The following is an 18,804-nucleotide window of genomic DNA, read 5'->3' as shown; positions in this document are numbered from 1 at the left end:
GGCAACTTTGTCAAAAAAATGTTGAAAGAAAGAGAAGAAAAATTTGAAACAAATTAAACGATTGATGGGAATTGATCCTTGGAAAATTACAGCAAATGAGATTGAAAAAGATGATCGGCGATTGCAGGAGTCATTGACTTCGATTGGCAATGGTTATATGGGAATGCGCGGGAATTTCAGTGAAACTTATAGCGCAGACCATCATCAGGGAACTTATGTTGCTGGTGTTTGGTTTCCTGACAAAACACGTGTTGGTTGGTGGAAAAATGGTTATCCTGAGTATTTTGGCAAGGCTATCAATGCGCTGGATTTTGCAAAAGTTCGGATTTTTGTTGATAAAAAAGAAGTTGATTTGGCAACAGCGCCTGTTGAAAATTTTGATATGGCGCTGGATATGAAAAATGGTGTGCTGACTTATCGTTACACGATTTACGGTGTGCGCGTGACAGTGGAGCGCTTCTTTTCGGTAGCTACGCGTGAACTTGCGGTTTTCAAATTTAGTTTTGAAAATGTTGATGGCGAGTTGCATAGTGTACGTGTGCAGTCATTTATCAATGCAAATGTACGTAATGAAGACTCGAATTACGAAGAAAATTTCTGGGAAATCTATGAAAATGGTACAACAGAAAACGGGTCATATCTTATCAGCCAAACGGTGCCTAATCCTTTTGGAGTAGAGCAGTTTACGCTTCTTGCTCAGCAAAATTATCTGGGCGATTTTGATTTGACAGACCAAAAGTTCGTTGATGGTGCGGTTGTTGATACACTTGATGAAATCTTGCCATTTAGTGAAACATTGACGCTGGAAAAACGTGTGACAGTCTTGACAAGTCGTGATTATGAGGATTTGGCAGCCATGACGGATGCTTCTGTGGCACTGGCGGATTCGCTTTCTGATGTGAGTTATCAAGAGCTTTTTGATGCTCAAACTGAAAGCTGGACGCAACGTTGGGAAATCGCCGATGTGCAGATTGATGGTTCTGATGAAGCACAGCAAGGGATTCGTTTCAATTTGTTCCAACTTTTTAGTACTTACTATGGTGAAGATGAACGCTTGAACATTGGTCCGAAAGGATTTACGGGCGAAAAATACGGTGGTGCAACTTATTGGGATACGGAAGCTTATGCTGTCCCACTTTATCTGGCATTGGCGGATACGAACGTGACGAAAAATCTCTTGAAATATCGTCATAATCAGCTAGATGGCGCCATTCACAATGCACAACAACAAGGTCTCGCTGGGGCGCTTTATCCAATGGTGACTTTTACAGGTGTGGAATGTCATAATGAGTGGGAAATTACCTTTGAGGAAATCCACCGAAATGGTGCGATTCCTTATGCTATCTATAATTACACGAATTATACAGGCGATGAGACTTATCTGGCGCATGAAGGACTTGAAGTGCTGGTTGAAGTGGCGCGTTTCTGGGCAGACCGTGTGCATTACTCAAAACGTAATGATAAGTATATGATACATGGTGTGACAGGGCCGAATGAATATGAAAATAATATCAATAATAACTGGTACACGAATACACTCGCTGCTTGGGTGTTGCGCTATACGGCGGAGAGTTTGACAAAATTCCCACGTCCTGATTTGGCTGTAAATGATGCAGAACTTGCAAAATGGGCAGAGATTGTGGAAAAAATGTACTATCCGAAAGATGCTGAACTGGGGATTTTCGTGCAACATGACGGTTATCTGGACAAGGATTTGACACCTGTTGCTGAGCTTGATCCGTCAAATCTGCCACTCAATCAAAATTGGTCTTGGGATAAAATCTTGCGCTCGCCTTATATCAAGCAGGCGGATGTGTTGCAGGGCATTTATTTCTTTGGCGATAACTATACGCTCGAAGAAAAGAAGCGGAATTTTGATTTCTATGAGCCAATGACGGTGCATGAAAGTTCACTTTCACCAAGTATTCACTCGATTTTGGCGGCGGAGCTTGGTTATGATGAAAAAGCAGTTGAAATGTATGAGCGTACGGCACGTTTGGACTTGGATAATTACAATAACGATACGGCGGATGGGCTGCATATCACGTCAATGACAGGTTCTTGGCTTGCGATTGTCCAAGGTTTTGCACAGATGAAAACTTGGAATGGGAAATTGAGTTTTGCGCCATTTTTACCAAAAGCTTGGGACGGTTATGCTTTCCATATCAACTATCGTGGTCGTTTGTTGAAGGTTTCTGTTGCTGAAAAAGTGACGCTGGAATTGCTCAAGGGTCAGGCGATTGATTTGGAAGTTTATGGTGAGAAAGTGAATTTGCAAGATAAAGTGATTCTTGCGGTTCAGTAAAAACTATTTTCTTATATTTGACATAAAATCTAAATATTTTTCTATAAAATATACAAAAATATTAAAATGAGTATTGACATTTTCATAAATTCTTGGGACAATAGAAGTATTAAAAAAGAAGGAAAGGAGGACTGGTCCTATTCCATAAGGAAAGTGACTAGAAAATAAAATGGCTGTAACAATCAAAGATGTTGCCAAGAAAGCGGGCGTTAATGCTTCTACTGTAAGTCGTGTCATTAAAGATAGTTCGGAAATCAGTGAAAAGACAAAGACAAAAGTTCGCAAAGCAATGCAGGATTTGGGCTATTCGCGCAATGCGGCGGCTCAGATTTTAGCATCTGGTAAAACAAATACTATCGGAGTTATTTTTCCTCCGGTTGTTGATAAATCAAGCCAGCCTTTCTTCATGAAAATTTTGACTTCTATCAATGAAACGGCGCGGGAATCTCAGATTTCTGTGGCGATTGCGACGGGACATACGCAAGAAGAGTTAAAAAAACAAGTCAGTCTGCTTTATTCGGAAAAACGAGTGGACGGTTTTATTATTCTTTATGCGGGAAAAAGTGATAGTGTCAGAGAATATCTTTTGTCAAATGGTATTCCTTTTGTGCTGGTTGGTACACCGACGGACAGGCAAAATGAGATTACACATATTGACAATGATAATAAGCTCTTGGGACGTGAAGCAGTGCGTCATTTGGCGGAACTCAATCATAAAAATATTGCTTTTGTTACGGATACAACAGAGGGCGAAGTTTTTGAGGAGCGTTATCAGGGCTTCATGGAGGAAATGTCACGTCGTGGATTGACGCGGACTTTTGTTAAATTTGACAAAAATTTCAAGATTGTTCGTGAGACGGCGCTTGTTGTGATGGACGATATTTTGGCTTTGAAAGTGATGGAAAAGCTGACGGAACAAGGTTTTTCTGTGCCTGATGATATTAGTGTTGTGACTTATAATAATTCTGTTTTTGGAACAATTATCCATCCTTTTTTGACGACTTTTGATATCAATGTTGGGCGATTGGGTGCGACAGCGGTTGAGAAATTTTTGGCTTTGCTCGATGAAAAGACGGATTATCATGAAAAAACGGTCATTCCTTTTGAGTTTATTTTACGGGAATCTATGAAAGCTAGAGAATAATTCTCTAGTTTTTTGATAGAATGAAAAAGTAAGCGCTAAAATCACTTGGCTTTTTTGACAGTTCTGTCAAAAAATATTTTAGTTTTATTTTAGAAATAATTAAGGTTATAACAAGAAAAAAAGGCGATAATGGTGTAAAATATAGGAAAGGGATAGTTTGGACGTGGCGGATTTCGGTGACGTGTGAACTTGAAAAATGTAGGTAAAGGATGAATAATACAATGATTAAAATTTTGTTAGTTGAGGACGATTTGTCCTTGTCAAAATCTGTTTATGATTTCTTGAAATCATTTGCTGAAGTCAAACAATGTTATGATGGCGAAGAAGGGCTTTATGAAGGTGAAATGGGGATTTATGATTTGATTTTGCTGGATTTGATGTTGCCTGAGCGCAATGGTTTTGAAGTGCTGAAAGAATTACGCGCGCAAAATGTTGAAACGCCAGTTTTAATCATGACGGCGAAAGAATCGCTTGATGATAAGGTGCGTGGTTTTGATATTGGTGCGGATGATTATTTGACGAAACCATTTTATCTGGATGAGTTGAAAGCGCGTATTCAAGCACTTTTGAAACGGACAGGAAAACTTGAGGATTCAAATGGGCTATCTTATGGCAATGTGCGCTTGAATTTGTCAAATAAATCAGCATTTATTGGCGAAACGCCGGTTGAACTGATTGGGAAAGAATTTGATTTGGTGGTTTATTTGATGCAAAATCGCAATGTTATTTTGCCGAAAGAGCAGATTTTTGACCGGATTTGGGGCTATGACAGCGACACAACAGTCACGGTTGTCGAAGTTTACATGAGTAAAGTCCGTAAAAAATTGCGTGATACAGATTTTACAAATAATTTGTCAACTTTGCGCAACGTTGGCTATATTTTACGGTAAAAAATTTTTGACAGTTCTGTCAAAAAAAGTTGAAAGTCAATAAAGCAAGAAATGAGGCAAGTTTGAGAAAACTTATCAAAAAAATAAAAACCTCAGCGATTGTGAAAAATGATAGGAAAAATTTCCTTCATTTTTTTCTCGCATTTACAGTAATTTTCGTTGCCTTGACGCTGATTATTTTGCAGGTCATGCGCAGTGGAACTTATAAAGCAACTGACCAAAATCTGCGCGATTTATCACAGAATACGACATTTCTGACGAGCACGGCTCAGCATCAGCAAATCACAGGAAATGGAATGCCACAAACGCAAGGTGGAGATTTTGGTCCGACAAATACTTTACTCGTGTACAATTCGGAAGGGAAAAATCTCCTTCCTGTCACAAATAGTGAAAGTAGCAACATCGTCCTTGCTCAGCTTCAGAAAAAAATGAAACTCAACAAGGACAATATCGACAAGATTGAGTCGGTCATTATCCACAATCCTTACGGAGAAAACTGGCATTTCCGCTATTTGACAAGCGAAGTCAATATGGAAAATGAAGTAACAGGAGTTCACACGACAGCTTATGTGCAGATTTTTTCAAATGTTGATCAGCTACAAGATTCTCTAGCGAGCAATGTGCGGATTATCATTACAACGATGGCGATTTTCTGGCTCTTGTCAATTATTCTCAGTCTATATCTGGCAAACTGGACTTTGCGTCCGATTGTCGCGGCTTTTGAAAAACAAAAAGAATTTGTTGAAAATGCTTCACACGAGTTGCGCACGCCATTAGCGATTTTGCAAAATCGTCTGGAACTTCTTTTCCAAAATCCAACATCAACTATCATTGACGAATCTGAAAATATTTCCGAAAGTCTCTCGGAAGTCCGTAATATGCGACTTTTGACGACAAATTTACTCAATCTTGCCCGCCGTGATAATGGCATTAACATTGCACCAGTGGACACAGATGCGAGTTATTTTGAAGGAATTTTCAGTAACTACAAAATGCTTGCGGAAAATGCGGATAAAACATTTACTGGCACAGTTAAATTTGATGGCACAGCTCAGCTTGACCAGAGTTTGATTAAGCAACTGCTGACGATTTTGTTTGACAATGCGCTGAAATACACAGATGATGATGGTGCAGTGACGATTGACATTGTCAAAAATAATAAAGAACTCACGTTCACAGTCGCTGATAATGGTGATGGCATTTCTGACGAAGATAAAAAACGGATTTTTGACAGATTTTTCCGCGTAGATAAAGCACGTACACGACAAAAAGGTGGACTTGGTTTGGGTCTATCTCTGGCAAAACAAATCATCGATGCTTACAATGGCAAAATCAGCGTTGAGGACACACAGCCAAAAGGGACAACCTTTGTTATCAAGCTCCGTTTGGACAGCACAATCGTGAACCCTGCAAATATTTTCAAAAAGTTGTAAAATTACATCTGTAAATTTAAAAAAATATTTTTGACAGAACTATAAACTTACAATTCCGTTATAAGTTCAGTCTGTCAAAAATTTATAGTGTTTTGACAGACTGAACTTGCAAGTTTGCACACCTGTCAAAAATATAAAGGAGAAAAATGTCAGTATTAGACAAAGTGAATTCACCAGAAGACGTGAAAAAATTGACAAATGAAGAATTGGAAAACCTTGCTGGCGATGTGCGCGAAGCACTTCTATATAAAGTCAGCGAAGTTGGCGGTCACGTAGGGCCAAACCTTGGTGTGACTGAGATGACGATTGCTTTGCACTATGTTTTTAACTCACCGATTGACAAATTTATCTGGGACGTCAGCCACCAAACTTATCCGCACAAGATTTTGACAGGTCGCAAAATTGGCTTTACAAAAGGACATTTCCACGATATCACACCATATACGAGCCAACATGAAAGCAAACACGACTTTTTCACCGTTGGACACACATCAACATCTGTCGCCAACGCACTTGGTTATGCCAAAGCGCGTGATTTGACAAATGATAAAGGCAATATTATCGCTGTGCTTGGCGATGGTTCACTCTCTGGCGGATTGGCAATGGAAGCCCTCAACAACGCAGGTCAATTTGACGGTAACCTGATTGTCATCATGAACGATAACGAAATGTCTATCGCTGAAAATCATGGTGGACTTTATGCACATTTGGCAGCCTTGCGCGCATCAAATGGCACAGCTGAAAACAACATTTTCCGTGCTTTCGGACTTGACTACAAATATCTCGCTGACGGAAATGACATTCAAAGTTTAATTGCTCTCTTTGAAGAAGTCAAAGATATTGACCATCCGATTGTCCTCCACATTCACACAGAAAAAGGGCGCGGCTATGAACCAGCGCGTACAGATAAAGAAAACTGGCATTGGCACGTTCCATTTGACCTCGCAACAGGCGAAAGCAAGAACAGCGGAGCAGGAAAGAGCTACACAAGCATTGTACTTGACTATATGGACAAGAAAATGCAAGAAGGTTCGCCTATTTTGGCAATCAATGCAGCCATTCCAGGTATTTTCAATCTGAAATCATTTGCCGCAAAATATCCTAAAAACTATTGGGACGGCGGAATTGCTGAGCAATTCACGATTACTTTCGGAGGCGCAGCAGCACTTGCTGGCGCACGGAGCTTCATTTTCCACAACTCGACTTTTGTGCAACGTGCATTTGACCAGTTTGTTCATGATTTGGCGATTAACAATGAACCAGCGATTGTCTTTGTCAAAGGCGATGTGATTTCTGGTAGCGATGAAACGCACCAAGGCGATTTTGCCCGCGGTTGGATTTCAAATATTCCAAATCTCGTTTATCTCGCACCAACAAGTGAAGAAGAAATGCTTGCTGTTCTTGATTGGGCGACAACACAGCACGAACATCCAGTCATTATCAATGTGCCTGAACACGGTGTTGAAAGCCGTCCAACTGTTTTGACAGACTTCTCACACGCACAATATCAACTTGAAAAATCTGGCGAAGAAGTAGCCATTCTTGCTCTTGGCGGTTTGTACTCTCACAGCGAAAAAGTTGCCGCAGAACTTGAAAAATCAGGTATTCACGCAAGTTTGGTTAATCCACTTTTCATCAGCTCATTGGACAAAGAATTTTTAACAGCCTTGACTGAAAATCACAAAGTTATTGTGACAGTCGAAGACGGTGTGGTTGACGGCGGATTTGGACAAAAAGTTGCAAGTTATCTTGGAAAATATAATGTCAAAGTCTTGAACTTTGGTGCAGACAAAGAATTTAACGATATGGTACCAGTGACAGAACTCTATACACGTTATCACCTCACACCAGAACTCATGACAGCAGACATTTTGACAGCTCTCAAGGACTAAAATATTTTTGACAGACTGGCACAGAATTCCCACTTTTCTTTTGAAAGGGTACAAACTTACAACTTCGTTATAAGTTCACTCTGTCCGAGAAGGCTGAGAATAAATTATCTAGTCTCTAAGACATTCTGTCAAAAAAATAATAAACATATGAAAAAAATTTTTATCGCTTTTGTCCGATTTTACCAACGTTTTATCTCACCTTTAACGCCACCATCTTGTCGCTACTATCCGACTTGCTCAAACTACATGATACAGGCAATTCAAAAGCACGGCGCAGGAAAAGGCATTCTCATGGGAACGGCACGTATCTTGCGTTGTCATCCTTTTTGCAAGCCAGGATATGACCTCGTACCAGAGCATTTTAGTTTAAGAAGAAATTGGGAAAGACCAAAAAAAGAAGATTGATTTATCTTCTTTTTTTTCTCACAAAATCATCAAGAAATCGTTATCATTTTTAAGTTAATTTTGCTATAATAATTAGAGAAAACAAAGAAAAAAAGGAGAAAATCATGGCATTAAAAAAAGATTTCCTGTGGGGTGGCGCAACAGCTGCTAATCAATGCGAAGGTGGCTACAACCTTGATGGACGTGGACTAGCAAATGTCGATGTCGTACCACATGGAAAAGACCGTTTTCCGATTATTTTGGGCGAAATGAAGCATCTCGATTTCGATGACACGCATTTTTATCCAGCAAAAGAAGCGATTGATATGTATCATCATTGGAAAGAAGACCTTGCTCTCTTTGCAGAAATGGGCTTCAAGACTTACAGAATGTCGCTTGCTTGGACACGGATTTTCCCAAATGGCGATGAAAATGAACCCAATGAAGCAGGTTTGGCATTCTACGAAGAAATTTTCAAAGAATGTCAACGTTTGGGCATTGAACCGCTGGTCACGATTACGCACTTTGACTGCCCGATTCATCTGATTAAAGAGTACGGTGGCTGGCGTAATCGTAAAATGGTTGACTTTTATGAAAATCTCGTGCGCACGATTTTCACGCGTTACAAAGGTTTGGTGCATTATTGGCTGACTTTCAATGAAATCAATATGTTACTTCATGCACCATTTATGGGCGCAGGAATTGTCTTTGAAGAAGGCGAAAATAAGGAGCAGGTCAAATATATCGCCGCCCATCATGAACTCCTCGCTTCTGCACTCGCCACCAAGATTGCACACGAGATTGACCCAGAAAATAAAATCGGTTGTATGCTCGCAGCGGGTGATTTTTACCCTTACGACTGTCATCCGGACAATGTCGCCGAAGCCCAAGCAAAAAATCGCGAAAATTTCTTTTTCATTGACGTCCAATCACGTGGAAACTATCCGAATTATGCTCTGAAATCCTTGGAACGCCAAGGAATAAAACTTCCGATTGAAACGGGAGATTTGGAAATTCTCGCAGAAAATACCGTCGATTTTATTTCCTTTAGCTACTACTCAAGTCGCGTGGCGAAAGTGACCGGCGAGAGCGAAAAGTCAGCAGGAAATATCTTTGAAGCCGTTAGCAACCCTTATCTGGAGTCGAGCGAATGGGGCTGGCAGATTGACCCGAAAGGTCTGCGGATTACGATGAACACGATTTACGACCGCTACCAGAAACCACTTTTTATTGTAGAAAATGGCTTGGGAGCAGTGGATACACCAGATGAAAAGGGTGAGATTAACGACAATTACAGGATTGCTTATCTCGCGGCGCACATTGCCGAGATGAAAAAAGCGGTTGAACTTGACGGCGTAGAGCTACTTGGTTACACAAGCTGGGGCTGTATTGACCTCGTCTCAGCAGGGACGGGCGAAATGAGTAAGCGTTACGGCTTCATTTATGTTGACCGTGATGATGTTGGCAATGGTAGTCTCAAACGCACAGCGAAAAAATCTTTCTATTGGTACAAAAAAGTCATTGCCACAAATGGCGAAGATTTGGAAAATTAGACGGAAAAGACAGCGATTGAGCTGTCTTTTTGTTATAATAAAATTATGACGAAAGTAAATGAAGAGCGTGTTCACGAGATTTTTAATACAATTTCTGGCGATTATGATAAAATGAACGCGATTATTAGCTTTAAACAGCATGATGTCTGGCGTGCAAAGACAATGAAGAAAATTGCCAGCGAACTTCCGACAGACAAAACACTCAATGTCCTTGATTTGTGCTGCGGAACAGGCGATTGGACTTTTGATTTGGCTGATTTTGTTGGGAAAAATGGCAATGTTACAGGACTTGATTTTTCAGAAAAAATGCTGGCTATTGCTGAGGAAAAAAAGCGAAAATCTGACCTTAAAAATGTGACTTTACTTCAGGGAAATGCAATGGCTCTGCCTTTTCCTGATAAAAGTTTTGATTTGGTGACGATTGGTTATGGATTGCGCAATACACCTGATTATTTGACTGTTTTGCAGGAAATGCAAAGAGTGCTAAAAGCGGGCGGTCTTGCGGTTTGTCTGGAAACGTCACAGCCAAGCTTTCCTGTCTATAAGCAGTTGTTCGGCTTTTATTTTCATACTATTATGCCACTTTTTGGGCGAATTTTTGCGAAATCTTATGCTGAATATCGTTGGCTCCAAAAGTCGGCGCGCGAATTTCCAGACGCAAAGAAGTTGAAACAGCTTTTTGAGCAGGCGGGATTTGTCAATGTGGAAGTGCAAAAACATAGTGGTGGCGCAGTTGCCAGCCACTACGGATATAAAAATTAGAAAAATAAAATGAAAAATCATTTCAAAGATTTGGAAAAATCTTCAAATAAAAATCTTTATCTGTTATTTTTGAGCGGGCTTGTCGGACTTACGGCAGGCTTTTTGGCGAGTATGTATCGTTTAGCATTGGAAATCGCAGAAAATCTCGGACGAGGGCTGTATCGTACACTCGTGTTACAACCAATTTATCTCTTAGTTGCCTTAGCAGTGATTCTGTTATTGGTTTTGCTTGTCACTTTCTTGATGAAAAAATACCCGATGTCTGCTGGGAGCGGAATTCCGCAGGTCAAAGGACAGTTGCAAGGCTATTTTAAGATAAATTGGTTCACAACAGCTTTTGCAAAATTCATCGGCGGAACTTTGGCGATGTTTGCAGGACTTTCTCTGGGACGTGAAGGGCCCTCTGTTCAACTCGGCGCATCAATGGGACAAGCTGTGAGTGAAAAATTGGCGCAGACAGAACGACACAGACGGATTTTGATTGCTTCGGGAGCGTCAGCAGGACTTTCAGCGGCATTCAATGCACCTTTATCAGGTGTGATGTTTACCTTGGAGGAAGTTTTTAAGTATTTTTCTCCATTGATTTTGCTGACGTGTATGACGTCGGCAATCGTGGCAGATGGTGTGTCGCGCCTTATTTTTGGCTCAGCGCCAGTTTTTCATTTTAAAATTATTGCGAGCATTCCTTTGCATGATTATTGGATTTTGTTGCTTTTAGGTGTAGTTTTGGGATTTTTTGGTGCTTTTTATAATATCAGTTTGCTTGCCAGTCAGCGCTGGATGAAAAAAATCAAATCCCTTTATCTGCGCGTTTTATTGAGCTTTTTGGTAGCTGGTATTTTTGGTTTGACTTTTCCTGCGGTGATTGGGAGCGGACATACGTTGATTAATTCGCTCAATCTGAGCCTTGGTTTGGGATTTTTAGCCTTACTTTTTATTTTTAAATATTTTATTTCGATTGTGAGTTATGCGTCGGGTGTTCCCGGTGGAATTTTCTTTCCTCTCTTGGTTTTGGGGGCGAGTTTAGGTTCTGTTTTTGCAACGTTGGTCATTAACGGACTGCATTTACCAGAGACTTTATTTGCCAATCTGGTGATTTTGGCGATGGCGGGAACTTTCACAGCGATTGTCCGCGCGCCAATGACGGGGATTTTGCTCTTGGTGGAAATGACTGGAACTTTTGACCATTTGCTACCTTTGGCTCTGGTTTCACTGGTTGCTTATGTTGTTGCGGATTTACTGCATTCTGCGCCGATTTATGATTCTTTACTTGAAAATATGCTGGTGGGAAATGAGCAAAAAGAAGCTGTTTCAGAGGAAGGGCAGATGATGTTTGAAACGATGGTACAGTTTGATTCGCAGGCAGATAAGCAACTTTTGGGAAATTTGGCTTTACCTGAAAATTGTCTGTTGGTGGCTGTTCATCGTTCGGGAAAAGATTTAATTCCGCAAGGAAATACACAGCTTCAAGCTGGCGATTATCTGACTTTTTTAATTCAACGTTCAGAGGAAAAATTTGCTCGTGCAGAAATTCAGAAAATTTTTATGGAAAAAGAAAATGCCGCTCAATGAGAGTGACATTTTTTTGATTAAAAATTTTTGATGGAATTGTCAAAAATGTTTGAGTGACTTGTATGTTTAGATTTTTCTGTCAAAAAATATTCAGATAAGTTTGTCCAAAAATTTTTGACTATCCACGATAAAACGGCTGTGAGTGCCTTTGCCAATGATTTTACCATTTGCAGTTGCTTGCACTTCAAAGTCAATTCTGCGGCGGTCAAGCGCTGTAACGATTGCTATGGCTACGATTTGACTTCCAACAGGACTTGCAAGTTCGTGGCTGACAGACATTTGCGTACCGACCGTTGTTTGCCCATTTTCGAGAAATGGGGCAAGACTGGCACAAGCTGCTTTTTCCATGAGCGCAATCATCATCGGTGTTGCAAAGACTGGCAAGCTCCCACTACCAACAGCAAGCGCAGTATTTGTAGCATCAACAGTAGTTTCAGCAGTTCCACGACTGCCAATTTTTATTTCAGACATGATTTTTCTCCTTCAAAATTTTTGACAGAACTGCCGTAGGGCTAGAGAATTTATTCTCAGCCTTCTCGGACAGGGTGGACACCCTATCAAAAACTCTGTCAAAAATTTTTATCAAATTAATTTTATCACAAATTGGTAAAAGTAAGAAAATTTATCACAAAAAAGTGAACAACTTTTTTGACAAAACTGTCAAATTTGCTATAATCGTGGTAACAGAAAGAACGAGGAAGAAAAAATGGGATTTTATGATTATAAAGCTGTCAAAATGGACGGCACAGAAATTTCGATGCAAGATTTTTCAGGAAAAGTTGTATTGGTTGTCAATACAGCGAGTAAATGTGGTTTCACACCGCAATTTGAAGAATTAGAAAAATTATATGAAAATTACAACGAAGAAGGACTAGAAATTCTAGGCTTTCCTTGTAATCAATTCGCCAATCAGGACAGTGGGACAAATTCAGAAATCGAAGAATTTTGTCAGCTCAATTATGGCGTGAAATTTACTATGTTTCAAAAAATTGATGTCAATGGAGAAAAGGCAGCGCCACTGTATAAATATCTGAAACAAGAAGCGAAAGGTGTTCTCGGCGGTGCCATCAAATGGAATTTTACAAAGTTCTTAATTGACCGCAATGGAAAAGTCGTTGACCGCTTCGCACCAGCCACTAAACCACTTGATATCGAAGATGTCATCACAAAATTGCTTTAAAAATTTTCAAATCATTGACAGCTAAGTCAGTGATTTTTTTGTAGAAAAAATATAAAATAAACGCAATTTACTTTGCAAAATTTATGTTATAATGTAACTCATGTTAAAAGATAAGAAATTTATAGGATTACAAGTATTTACTTTGGCTTATATTATGTTTTGTATTCTGGCATCCTTGATTTTTACAGGAGAAATCACTTTACATACAAATATAAATCTACCGATGAGCATGGCATGGAACATCATTCTAGCTTTGATTGCTTTTGATTTTTCCTACTTTTTCGTAACTAGCAAAAATATCATTGGACAAGTGATTTTCGGCTTGATTTGGCTGATTTTTTATCCCAATACTTTTTATTTATTGACAGATGCAAAGCACTTTTCTGACTGGTTTCCAGCCGATAGTGTGTCAAATCTAAGTTCCATTCGCACCGTCGTAAATTTCAATATTCTCATTTTCGGAATAATCTTCGGAGTTGTTCTTGGTGCTTGGTCGGCAAGACTTGTTTTAGAGCGTTTTACAAAGAAAATCACATGGAAAATTCTCATTACTATTCTTCTCTCATTTTTAGGAGCTATCGGGATTTTTGTTGGACGTTCAGCCTCTCTACGACTGAACTCATGGGATTTATTTACCCAACCTTATCAAACTTTTTTACTCATTTTGCGGTCAATCTCGCAAGAAAATCTGCCCTTTATCCTTAGTTTTATGCTAACGCAATGTGCAATTATCCTGCTCTTTTATCTCGCAGTGGATTTCCCAAAAAAGGCAAGAAAATGATATAATAGAACATATACTATTTAAGGAAAAAAAGATGAGTAAGAAAAAAGATACAGAAGTTGAAGTTGTAGATACTGCCACAGGCGTAGCGATTAATGTTGGAAAAAAGACAATCGCTGAAATTAACGAAGAAAATGGACAATTCATTGTTCGGATTTCAGGCAAAGAAGTAGCCGTTAGTCGCACTTTTGAAGATGCCTTAGAAGAAGCGATTAAAGCTTATAATTTATCTGTTTAAGCTCAAATCTAATTATCCCAGCAAAAGGGAGCGAAAGCTCTTTTTTAATTTTCAGAGGAGATTTGAGCGTGAGAAAGAGTTATGTTACAATAAAAGTAAGAAAAAACTAAGAAAGAAAGGAGAAAAATATGAAAAACACACAAATCGTAGTCCCAATTATGCCAACAAATCAAGCAGATATTGCTGAAATTTCTGTTGTTGATTATAAAGACGCAGATATTATCGAATGGCGTGCAGATTTTTTGCCAAAAGAGGAGATTTTAGCAGCTGCAACACAGATTTTTGAAAAATTTAAGGATTTTAAAATTCTATTTACCATTCGTACAGCGCGTGAAGGCGGAAATATTGAACTTTCCGTGAAAGAATATAGCCAACTTTTGCAAGAAATTTTGGAATTTAAACCCGATTTCATTGATATTGAGTATTTTTCCTACAAGCCAGCACTTGCTCAGTTAGAGGATTATCGCGATAAAATCGTTCTTTCCTATCACAATTTTCAAGAAATGCCGACAGATTTAACGCGCCGTCTCATTCAAATGTGGCAAGAAAAAACAGCCTTTGTCAAAGCAGCTGTCATGCCGCAACGCGAATGTGATGTGCTTGATTTATTGCAAATTACGCGTGATTTAACACTGGAATATGGCGACAATTTCATCACAATGGCAATGGGAGATTTAGGAAAAGTCACACGTTTGTCAGGTTATTTAACAGGCAGCCGCTGGACATTTGCCAGTCTCAAGGAAGCCAGTGCCCCAGGACAAATCGCCTTGTCAGACGTTAAACACATTTTAGATATTTTTGAAAATGAAAACTGATTGTTCGTCTTTGACGGATGATTTTTTTATTTACAGAAAATTTGACAGAAATTTCCGAATAAGAAAAGTCTGATCATGTTATAATAAAGTGAAAAAAGTTTTTGACAGTTCTGTCAAAAAATAATCCAGTCCTAAAAGGAGAAAAAAGTGGTAATTAGCAGATACTCTCGTCCAGAAATGGCAGAAATATGGTCAGATGAAAACAAGTACAAAGCATGGCTCGAAGTCGAAATTCTCGCCGACGAAGCTTGGGCAGAATTAGGCGAAATTCCCCACGAAGATGTCGCAAAAATCCGCGCCAATGCAACATTCAGTGTTGAACGCATTCTCGAAATAGAAGAACAAACGCGCCACGATGTCGTCGCTTTTACCCGCACAGTCTCAGAAAGTCTTGGCGAAGAACGCAAATGGATTCACTACGGATTGACGTCAACTGATGTCGTTGATACAGCTTACGGCTATCTTTACAAGCAAGCAAATGACATTCTGCGCCGGGATTTGCAAGAGTTCACAGCCATTATCGCCGATAAAGCGCGTGAACACAAATATACCGTGATGATGGGGAGAACGCACGGTGTCCACGCAGAACCCACAACATTTGGCTTAAAACTCGCCACATGGTACAGCGAAATGAAGCGTAATATTGAACGCTTTGAACAAGCAGCGCGCGGTGTCGAAGCAGGTAAAATTTCAGGCGCAGTTGGTACTTTTGCCAATATCCCCCCTTTTGTTGAAAAATACGTGACCGAAAAACTCGGCACGCGTGTCCAAGAAATCTCCACGCAAGTCCTGCCACGTGATTTGCACGCCGATTATTTCGCCACACTTGCCCTGATTGCCACATCTATTGAGCGCATGGCAACCGAAATTCGAGGACTTCAAAAATCTGAACAACGCGAAGTCGAAGAATTTTTCGCCAAAGGTCAAAAAGGCAGTTCAGCCATGCCTCACAAGCGTAATCCCATTGGCTCTGAAAACATGACAGGTCTGGCGCGTGTCATTCGCGGACACATGATTACTGCCTATGAAGACGTCAGCCTTTGGCACGAGCGCGACATCAGCCACAGCTCAGCCGAACGCATCATCACACCAGACACGACTGAGCTTCTCGACTATATGCTTCACCGTTTTGGAAATATCGTGAAAAACCTGACCGTTTTCCCAGAAAATATGAAACGCAACATGAACGCGACTTTTGGTTTGATTTACAGCCAGCACGTCATGTTAGAATTGATTGCCAAAGGAATGACCCGCGAAGCCGCTTATGACCTCGTTCAACCGTTGACTGCAAAATCATGGGACGAACAAATCATGTTCCGCCCACTCGTCGAAGCAAATCCAGAAATCCGTAGCTACCTAACAGACGCAGACATTGATGCAGCCTTTGATTACCACTACCACCTCAAACGCATTGATGAGATTTTTGAGCGAATTGGCTTGTGAAAATAAAAAAAGTTGCAGTAAAGCACTTTTTTATTTTGTAACGAAAAAGAAATAAAATTCTCTTGACAAATTTAAAAGAAAGCGGTATATTTATTTTGTAAATAAATGGGAACGGTACCATAAGGAGGAAATGTGGTTACAATTAAACAAGTTGCACAAGAGGCTGGAGTGTCAAAATCAACAGTTTCGCGTTATATTTCTCAAAATGGCTATGTAGGAAAAGAAGCGCAAGAAAAGATTGAAAAAACAATTAAGAAATTAAAATTTGTTCCTAATCTTTCAGCACGTTCTCTAAAGACAAAGAGAAATCAGCTTGTTGGCTTACTTTTACCAGATATTTCCAATCCATTTTTCCCCATGCTTGCCAAAGGTGTAGAAGAATTTCTGCAAGAAAAAGGTTACAGAGTGATGCTTGGAAATATCGGAGAGGACGAAGCATTAGAAGAAGATTATCTTAAAGTTCTTGTTCAAACAAATGCTGCTGGAGTTATCACAACTCACGATTTTTCAGAGAAATTTCCTGACATTGACCTTCCAATGGTTATCGTTGACCGAGTAGGTCATAAAAGTAATTATGGTGTTTTTTCCAATAATGAAGAGGGGGGCAAACTTGCAGCAAAAATCGTAGTAGAAGCAGGTGGAAAAAATATTGCTGTTGTTAGTGGACCAGTAACAGCCATCAATATCAATAATCGTTTTAAAGCAAGTGTTGATTTTCTTGAAACCACCAATGTTCATTATCAAAAGTTTTATAGCAATAGTTACAATTTTGAAGATATTCAAGTGGAAGCCAATAAACTACTTAATGAATTTCAAGAAGTAGATACTATCATTGCACCATCGGATATTCATGGTATTGCATTTATTCATGAGATTTTGGCTAGAGGTAAGAAAATTCCAGAAGATATTCAAGTGATAGGCTATGATGATATACTCATTAGCCAATTTGTGTATCCAGCCTTATCAACGATTCATCAATCTGCTTATAAAATGGGAGAAGAAGCTGCAAAACTCATTTATGAGATTGACAACGAACAGCATATTGAAAAAAAGAGAATTGAATTGCCCATCCATTATGTAGAACGGGAAACTTTAAGAAAAAGAAAGGAACACTAAAAAGGAATGAAAAAGATAACAGTCGTTGGAAGTATTTCCATGGATTTAGTGACAAGTACTAAAAAAATACCAGAAGCAGGAGAAACAATCGTCGGACAAAGTTTTTCAATGGTTCCCGGAGGTAAGGGAGCAAATCAAGCTGTTGCGATCTCAAGATTATCTACCGAAAAGACAAGCGTAACAATGCTGGGAGCAGTAGGAGATGACACTTTTGGCAAAGAACTTATTTTAAATTTGAAAAATAATCAAATTTTTTGTGATAATGTGGGAACGATACCACAAATAACAGGGATTGCTCAAATTACGATTTATGATAATGATAATCGCATCATCATCATTCCAGGAGCGAACAGTGCAATCACCACCGAAACATGGACACAAGAATGGGAAACAATAAAAGAAAGTGAACTTGTTGTTCTTCAAAATGAAATTCCTCATGAGGTAAATTTACAAATAGCAAAATTTTGTAAGGCAAACACTATTAAAGTATTGTATAATCCAGCACCAGCAAGAAAAACAGATACAGAAATGCTTGACTTTGTAGATTATATTACCCCCAATGAGCATGAATATAAAGATTTATTTCCTGATCTGAGTTTAGAAGACGGATTAAAAAAATATCCGAATAAATTGATTGTGACATTAGGTATAAAAGGTGTGGCTTTACATGATGGCACTCAATTTCAAGTGATACCAGCAATTCCAGCAAAAGCAATAGATACAACTGGAGCAGGAGATACTTTTAACGGTGCTTTTGCAGTTGCAATCAGCAAAAAGTTGGAAATTAAAGAAGCGATAAAATTTGCTGTTATTGCCTCACATCTCTCTGTACAAAAATTTGGTGCACAAGGAGGAATGCCGACGTTGAAAGAAATAAAGGGGCATGAGAACTATGAAAAAAAATGGAATCTTGAATAGTGAGTTAGCAAAAGTTGTAGATGACCTAGGACATACTGACCAAGTATGTATTAGTGACTTGGGCTTACCAGTTCCAAAAGATATCAAAAAAATTGATTTGGCATTAAGAAAGAACTTACCAAGTTTTCAAGATGTGATTGATAGTTATCTTGAAAATGTCCTCGTTGAAAAAATATATCTTGCTGAGGAAATTAAAGAAAAAAATCCCTTGCAATTAGAAAAGTTTTTGGAAAAACTTCCGCAAGATGTAGAAGTAGTCTTTGTCAGTCACGATGAGCTAAAAGCAATGACAAAAAATGTAAAAGCTATTGTGAGAACAGGAGAAGCAACACCATATTCTAATGTTATCTTACAATCTGGTGTGATTATTTGAAAGGA

The 18,804-nt window shown here is 39.3% G+C and carries 18 protein-coding genes; 17 read left to right on the top strand and 1 reads right to left on the bottom strand.

Features of this window, described 5'->3' with window-relative positions:
* Positions 1 to 43: 43 nt before the first annotated feature.
* The 9 genes from KJS36_RS01075 to KJS36_RS01035 all read left to right on the top strand — a co-directional run bounded on the left by KJS36_RS01075 (position 44) and on the right by KJS36_RS01035 (position 11,935).
* On the top strand, positions 44 to 2,305 hold the full coding sequence (locus KJS36_RS01075) for a glycoside hydrolase family 65 protein (RefSeq protein ID WP_280520324.1): 2,262 nt from the start codon (positions 44 to 46) through the stop codon (positions 2,303 to 2,305).
* 169 nt (positions 2,306 to 2,474) lie between these two features.
* On the top strand, positions 2,475 to 3,449 hold the full coding sequence (locus tag KJS36_RS01070; RefSeq protein WP_213533442.1) for a LacI family DNA-binding transcriptional regulator: 975 nt from the start codon (positions 2,475 to 2,477) through the stop codon (positions 3,447 to 3,449).
* Between the two features lie 221 nt (positions 3,450 to 3,670).
* Positions 3,671 to 4,339 carry a response regulator transcription factor gene (locus KJS36_RS01065; RefSeq protein WP_213533440.1) on the top strand — a complete coding sequence of 223 codons (669 nt, stop codon included), beginning with the start codon at positions 3,671 to 3,673 and terminating at the stop codon, positions 4,337 to 4,339.
* 62 nt (positions 4,340 to 4,401) lie between these two features.
* Positions 4,402 to 5,772 carry a sensor histidine kinase gene (locus tag KJS36_RS01060; RefSeq protein ID WP_213533438.1) on the top strand — a complete coding sequence of 457 codons (1,371 nt, stop codon included), beginning with the start codon at positions 4,402 to 4,404 and terminating at the stop codon, positions 5,770 to 5,772.
* A 146-nt stretch (positions 5,773 to 5,918) separates the two neighbouring features.
* The gene (locus KJS36_RS01055) at positions 5,919 to 7,664 is read left to right on the top strand and encodes a 1-deoxy-D-xylulose-5-phosphate synthase (protein ID WP_213533436.1); all 1,746 of its coding nucleotides are present in this window, start codon (positions 5,919 to 5,921) and stop codon (positions 7,662 to 7,664) included.
* A 147-nt stretch (positions 7,665 to 7,811) separates the two neighbouring features.
* A complete protein-coding gene (gene yidD / locus KJS36_RS01050; protein WP_213533434.1) occupies positions 7,812 to 8,069 on the top strand; it encodes a membrane protein insertion efficiency factor YidD in 258 nt (85 codons plus the stop codon).
* A 104-nt stretch (positions 8,070 to 8,173) separates the two neighbouring features.
* Entirely contained in the window at positions 8,174 to 9,601 is a 1,428-nt protein-coding gene (locus KJS36_RS01045) for a 6-phospho-beta-glucosidase (protein ID WP_213533432.1), read from the top strand.
* A gap of 45 nt (positions 9,602 to 9,646) precedes the next feature.
* Positions 9,647 to 10,363, top strand: coding sequence for a demethylmenaquinone methyltransferase (locus tag KJS36_RS01040; protein ID WP_213533430.1), 717 nt, complete (start codon positions 9,647 to 9,649; stop codon positions 10,361 to 10,363).
* A 9-nt stretch (positions 10,364 to 10,372) separates the two neighbouring features.
* Entirely contained in the window at positions 10,373 to 11,935 is a 1,563-nt protein-coding gene (locus tag KJS36_RS01035) for a ClC family H(+)/Cl(-) exchange transporter (protein ID WP_213533428.1), read from the top strand.
* 90 nt (positions 11,936 to 12,025) lie between these two features.
* On the opposite strand, the gene KJS36_RS01030 is transcribed toward KJS36_RS01035, so the two are convergent.
* Entirely contained in the window at positions 12,026 to 12,406 is a 381-nt protein-coding gene (locus KJS36_RS01030; protein WP_213533426.1) for a thioesterase family protein, read from the bottom strand.
* Positions 12,407 to 12,641: 235 nt separating this feature from the next.
* On the opposite strand from KJS36_RS01030, the gene KJS36_RS01025 reads away from it, so the two are divergent.
* The 8 genes from KJS36_RS01025 (at position 12,642) to rbsD (ending at position 18,799) form a co-directional block, all read left to right on the top strand.
* Positions 12,642 to 13,115 carry a glutathione peroxidase gene (locus KJS36_RS01025; protein ID WP_213533424.1) on the top strand — a complete coding sequence of 158 codons (474 nt, stop codon included), beginning with the start codon at positions 12,642 to 12,644 and terminating at the stop codon, positions 13,113 to 13,115.
* A gap of 100 nt (positions 13,116 to 13,215) precedes the next feature.
* Positions 13,216 to 13,896, top strand: coding sequence for a DUF1361 domain-containing protein (locus KJS36_RS01020; protein ID WP_213533422.1), 681 nt, complete (start codon positions 13,216 to 13,218; stop codon positions 13,894 to 13,896).
* A 34-nt stretch (positions 13,897 to 13,930) separates the two neighbouring features.
* Positions 13,931 to 14,134: a DUF2969 family protein gene (locus KJS36_RS01015; RefSeq protein WP_213533420.1), complete on the top strand. Its 204-nt coding sequence runs from the start codon at positions 13,931 to 13,933 to the stop codon at positions 14,132 to 14,134.
* 128 nt (positions 14,135 to 14,262) lie between these two features.
* Entirely contained in the window at positions 14,263 to 14,949 is a 687-nt protein-coding gene (aroD, locus tag KJS36_RS01010; protein WP_213533418.1) for a type I 3-dehydroquinate dehydratase, read from the top strand.
* Between the two features lie 147 nt (positions 14,950 to 15,096).
* Positions 15,097 to 16,392, top strand: coding sequence for an adenylosuccinate lyase (purB, locus tag KJS36_RS01005; protein WP_213533416.1), 1,296 nt, complete (start codon positions 15,097 to 15,099; stop codon positions 16,390 to 16,392).
* A gap of 132 nt (positions 16,393 to 16,524) precedes the next feature.
* The gene (locus tag KJS36_RS01000; RefSeq protein ID WP_213533414.1) at positions 16,525 to 17,508 is read left to right on the top strand and encodes a LacI family DNA-binding transcriptional regulator; all 984 of its coding nucleotides are present in this window, start codon (positions 16,525 to 16,527) and stop codon (positions 17,506 to 17,508) included.
* Positions 17,509 to 17,514: 6 nt separating this feature from the next.
* A complete protein-coding gene (gene rbsK, locus KJS36_RS00995; protein WP_213533412.1) occupies positions 17,515 to 18,426 on the top strand; it encodes a ribokinase in 912 nt (303 codons plus the stop codon).
* Entirely contained in the window at positions 18,401 to 18,799 is a 399-nt protein-coding gene (gene rbsD / locus KJS36_RS00990) for a D-ribose pyranase (protein WP_213533410.1), read from the top strand. Before rbsK ends, rbsD begins: the two co-directional genes overlap by 26 nt.
* Positions 18,800 to 18,804: the final 5 nt, after the last annotated feature.

It is taken from the genome of Lactococcus nasutitermitis (assembly GCF_018403765.1).
GTDB classification, from domain to species: domain Bacteria; phylum Bacillota; class Bacilli; order Lactobacillales; family Streptococcaceae; genus Lactococcus; species Lactococcus nasutitermitis.
The sequence above is the reverse complement of the archived record's forward strand: the minus strand, read 5'-3'. Positions and strand labels throughout refer to the sequence as shown.

Coding starts and splice junctions, on each gene's coding strand:
- KJS36_RS01070 (WP_213533442.1), top strand. CDS start 2,475: ATGGCTGTAACAATCAAAGATGTTGCCAAGAAAGCGGGCGTTAATGCT.
- KJS36_RS01065 (WP_213533440.1), top strand. CDS start 3,671: ATGATTAAAATTTTGTTAGTTGAGGACGATTTGTCCTTGTCAAAATCT.
- KJS36_RS01055 (WP_213533436.1), top strand. CDS start 5,919: ATGTCAGTATTAGACAAAGTGAATTCACCAGAAGACGTGAAAAAATTG.
- yidD (WP_213533434.1), top strand. CDS start 7,812: ATGAAAAAAATTTTTATCGCTTTTGTCCGATTTTACCAACGTTTTATC.
- KJS36_RS01045 (WP_213533432.1), top strand. CDS start 8,174: ATGGCATTAAAAAAAGATTTCCTGTGGGGTGGCGCAACAGCTGCTAAT.
- KJS36_RS01040 (WP_213533430.1), top strand. CDS start 9,647: ATGACGAAAGTAAATGAAGAGCGTGTTCACGAGATTTTTAATACAATT.
- KJS36_RS01035 (WP_213533428.1), top strand. CDS start 10,373: ATGAAAAATCATTTCAAAGATTTGGAAAAATCTTCAAATAAAAATCTT.
- KJS36_RS01030 (WP_213533426.1), bottom strand. CDS start 12,406: ATGTCTGAAATAAAAATTGGCAGTCGTGGAACTGCTGAAACTACTGTT.
- KJS36_RS01025 (WP_213533424.1), top strand. CDS start 12,642: ATGGGATTTTATGATTATAAAGCTGTCAAAATGGACGGCACAGAAATT.
- KJS36_RS01020 (WP_213533422.1), top strand. CDS start 13,216: ATGTTAAAAGATAAGAAATTTATAGGATTACAAGTATTTACTTTGGCT.
- KJS36_RS01015 (WP_213533420.1), top strand. CDS start 13,931: ATGAGTAAGAAAAAAGATACAGAAGTTGAAGTTGTAGATACTGCCACA.
- aroD (WP_213533418.1), top strand. CDS start 14,263: ATGAAAAACACACAAATCGTAGTCCCAATTATGCCAACAAATCAAGCA.
- rbsK (WP_213533412.1), top strand. CDS start 17,515: ATGAAAAAGATAACAGTCGTTGGAAGTATTTCCATGGATTTAGTGACA.
- rbsD (WP_213533410.1), top strand. CDS start 18,401: ATGAAAAAAAATGGAATCTTGAATAGTGAGTTAGCAAAAGTTGTAGAT.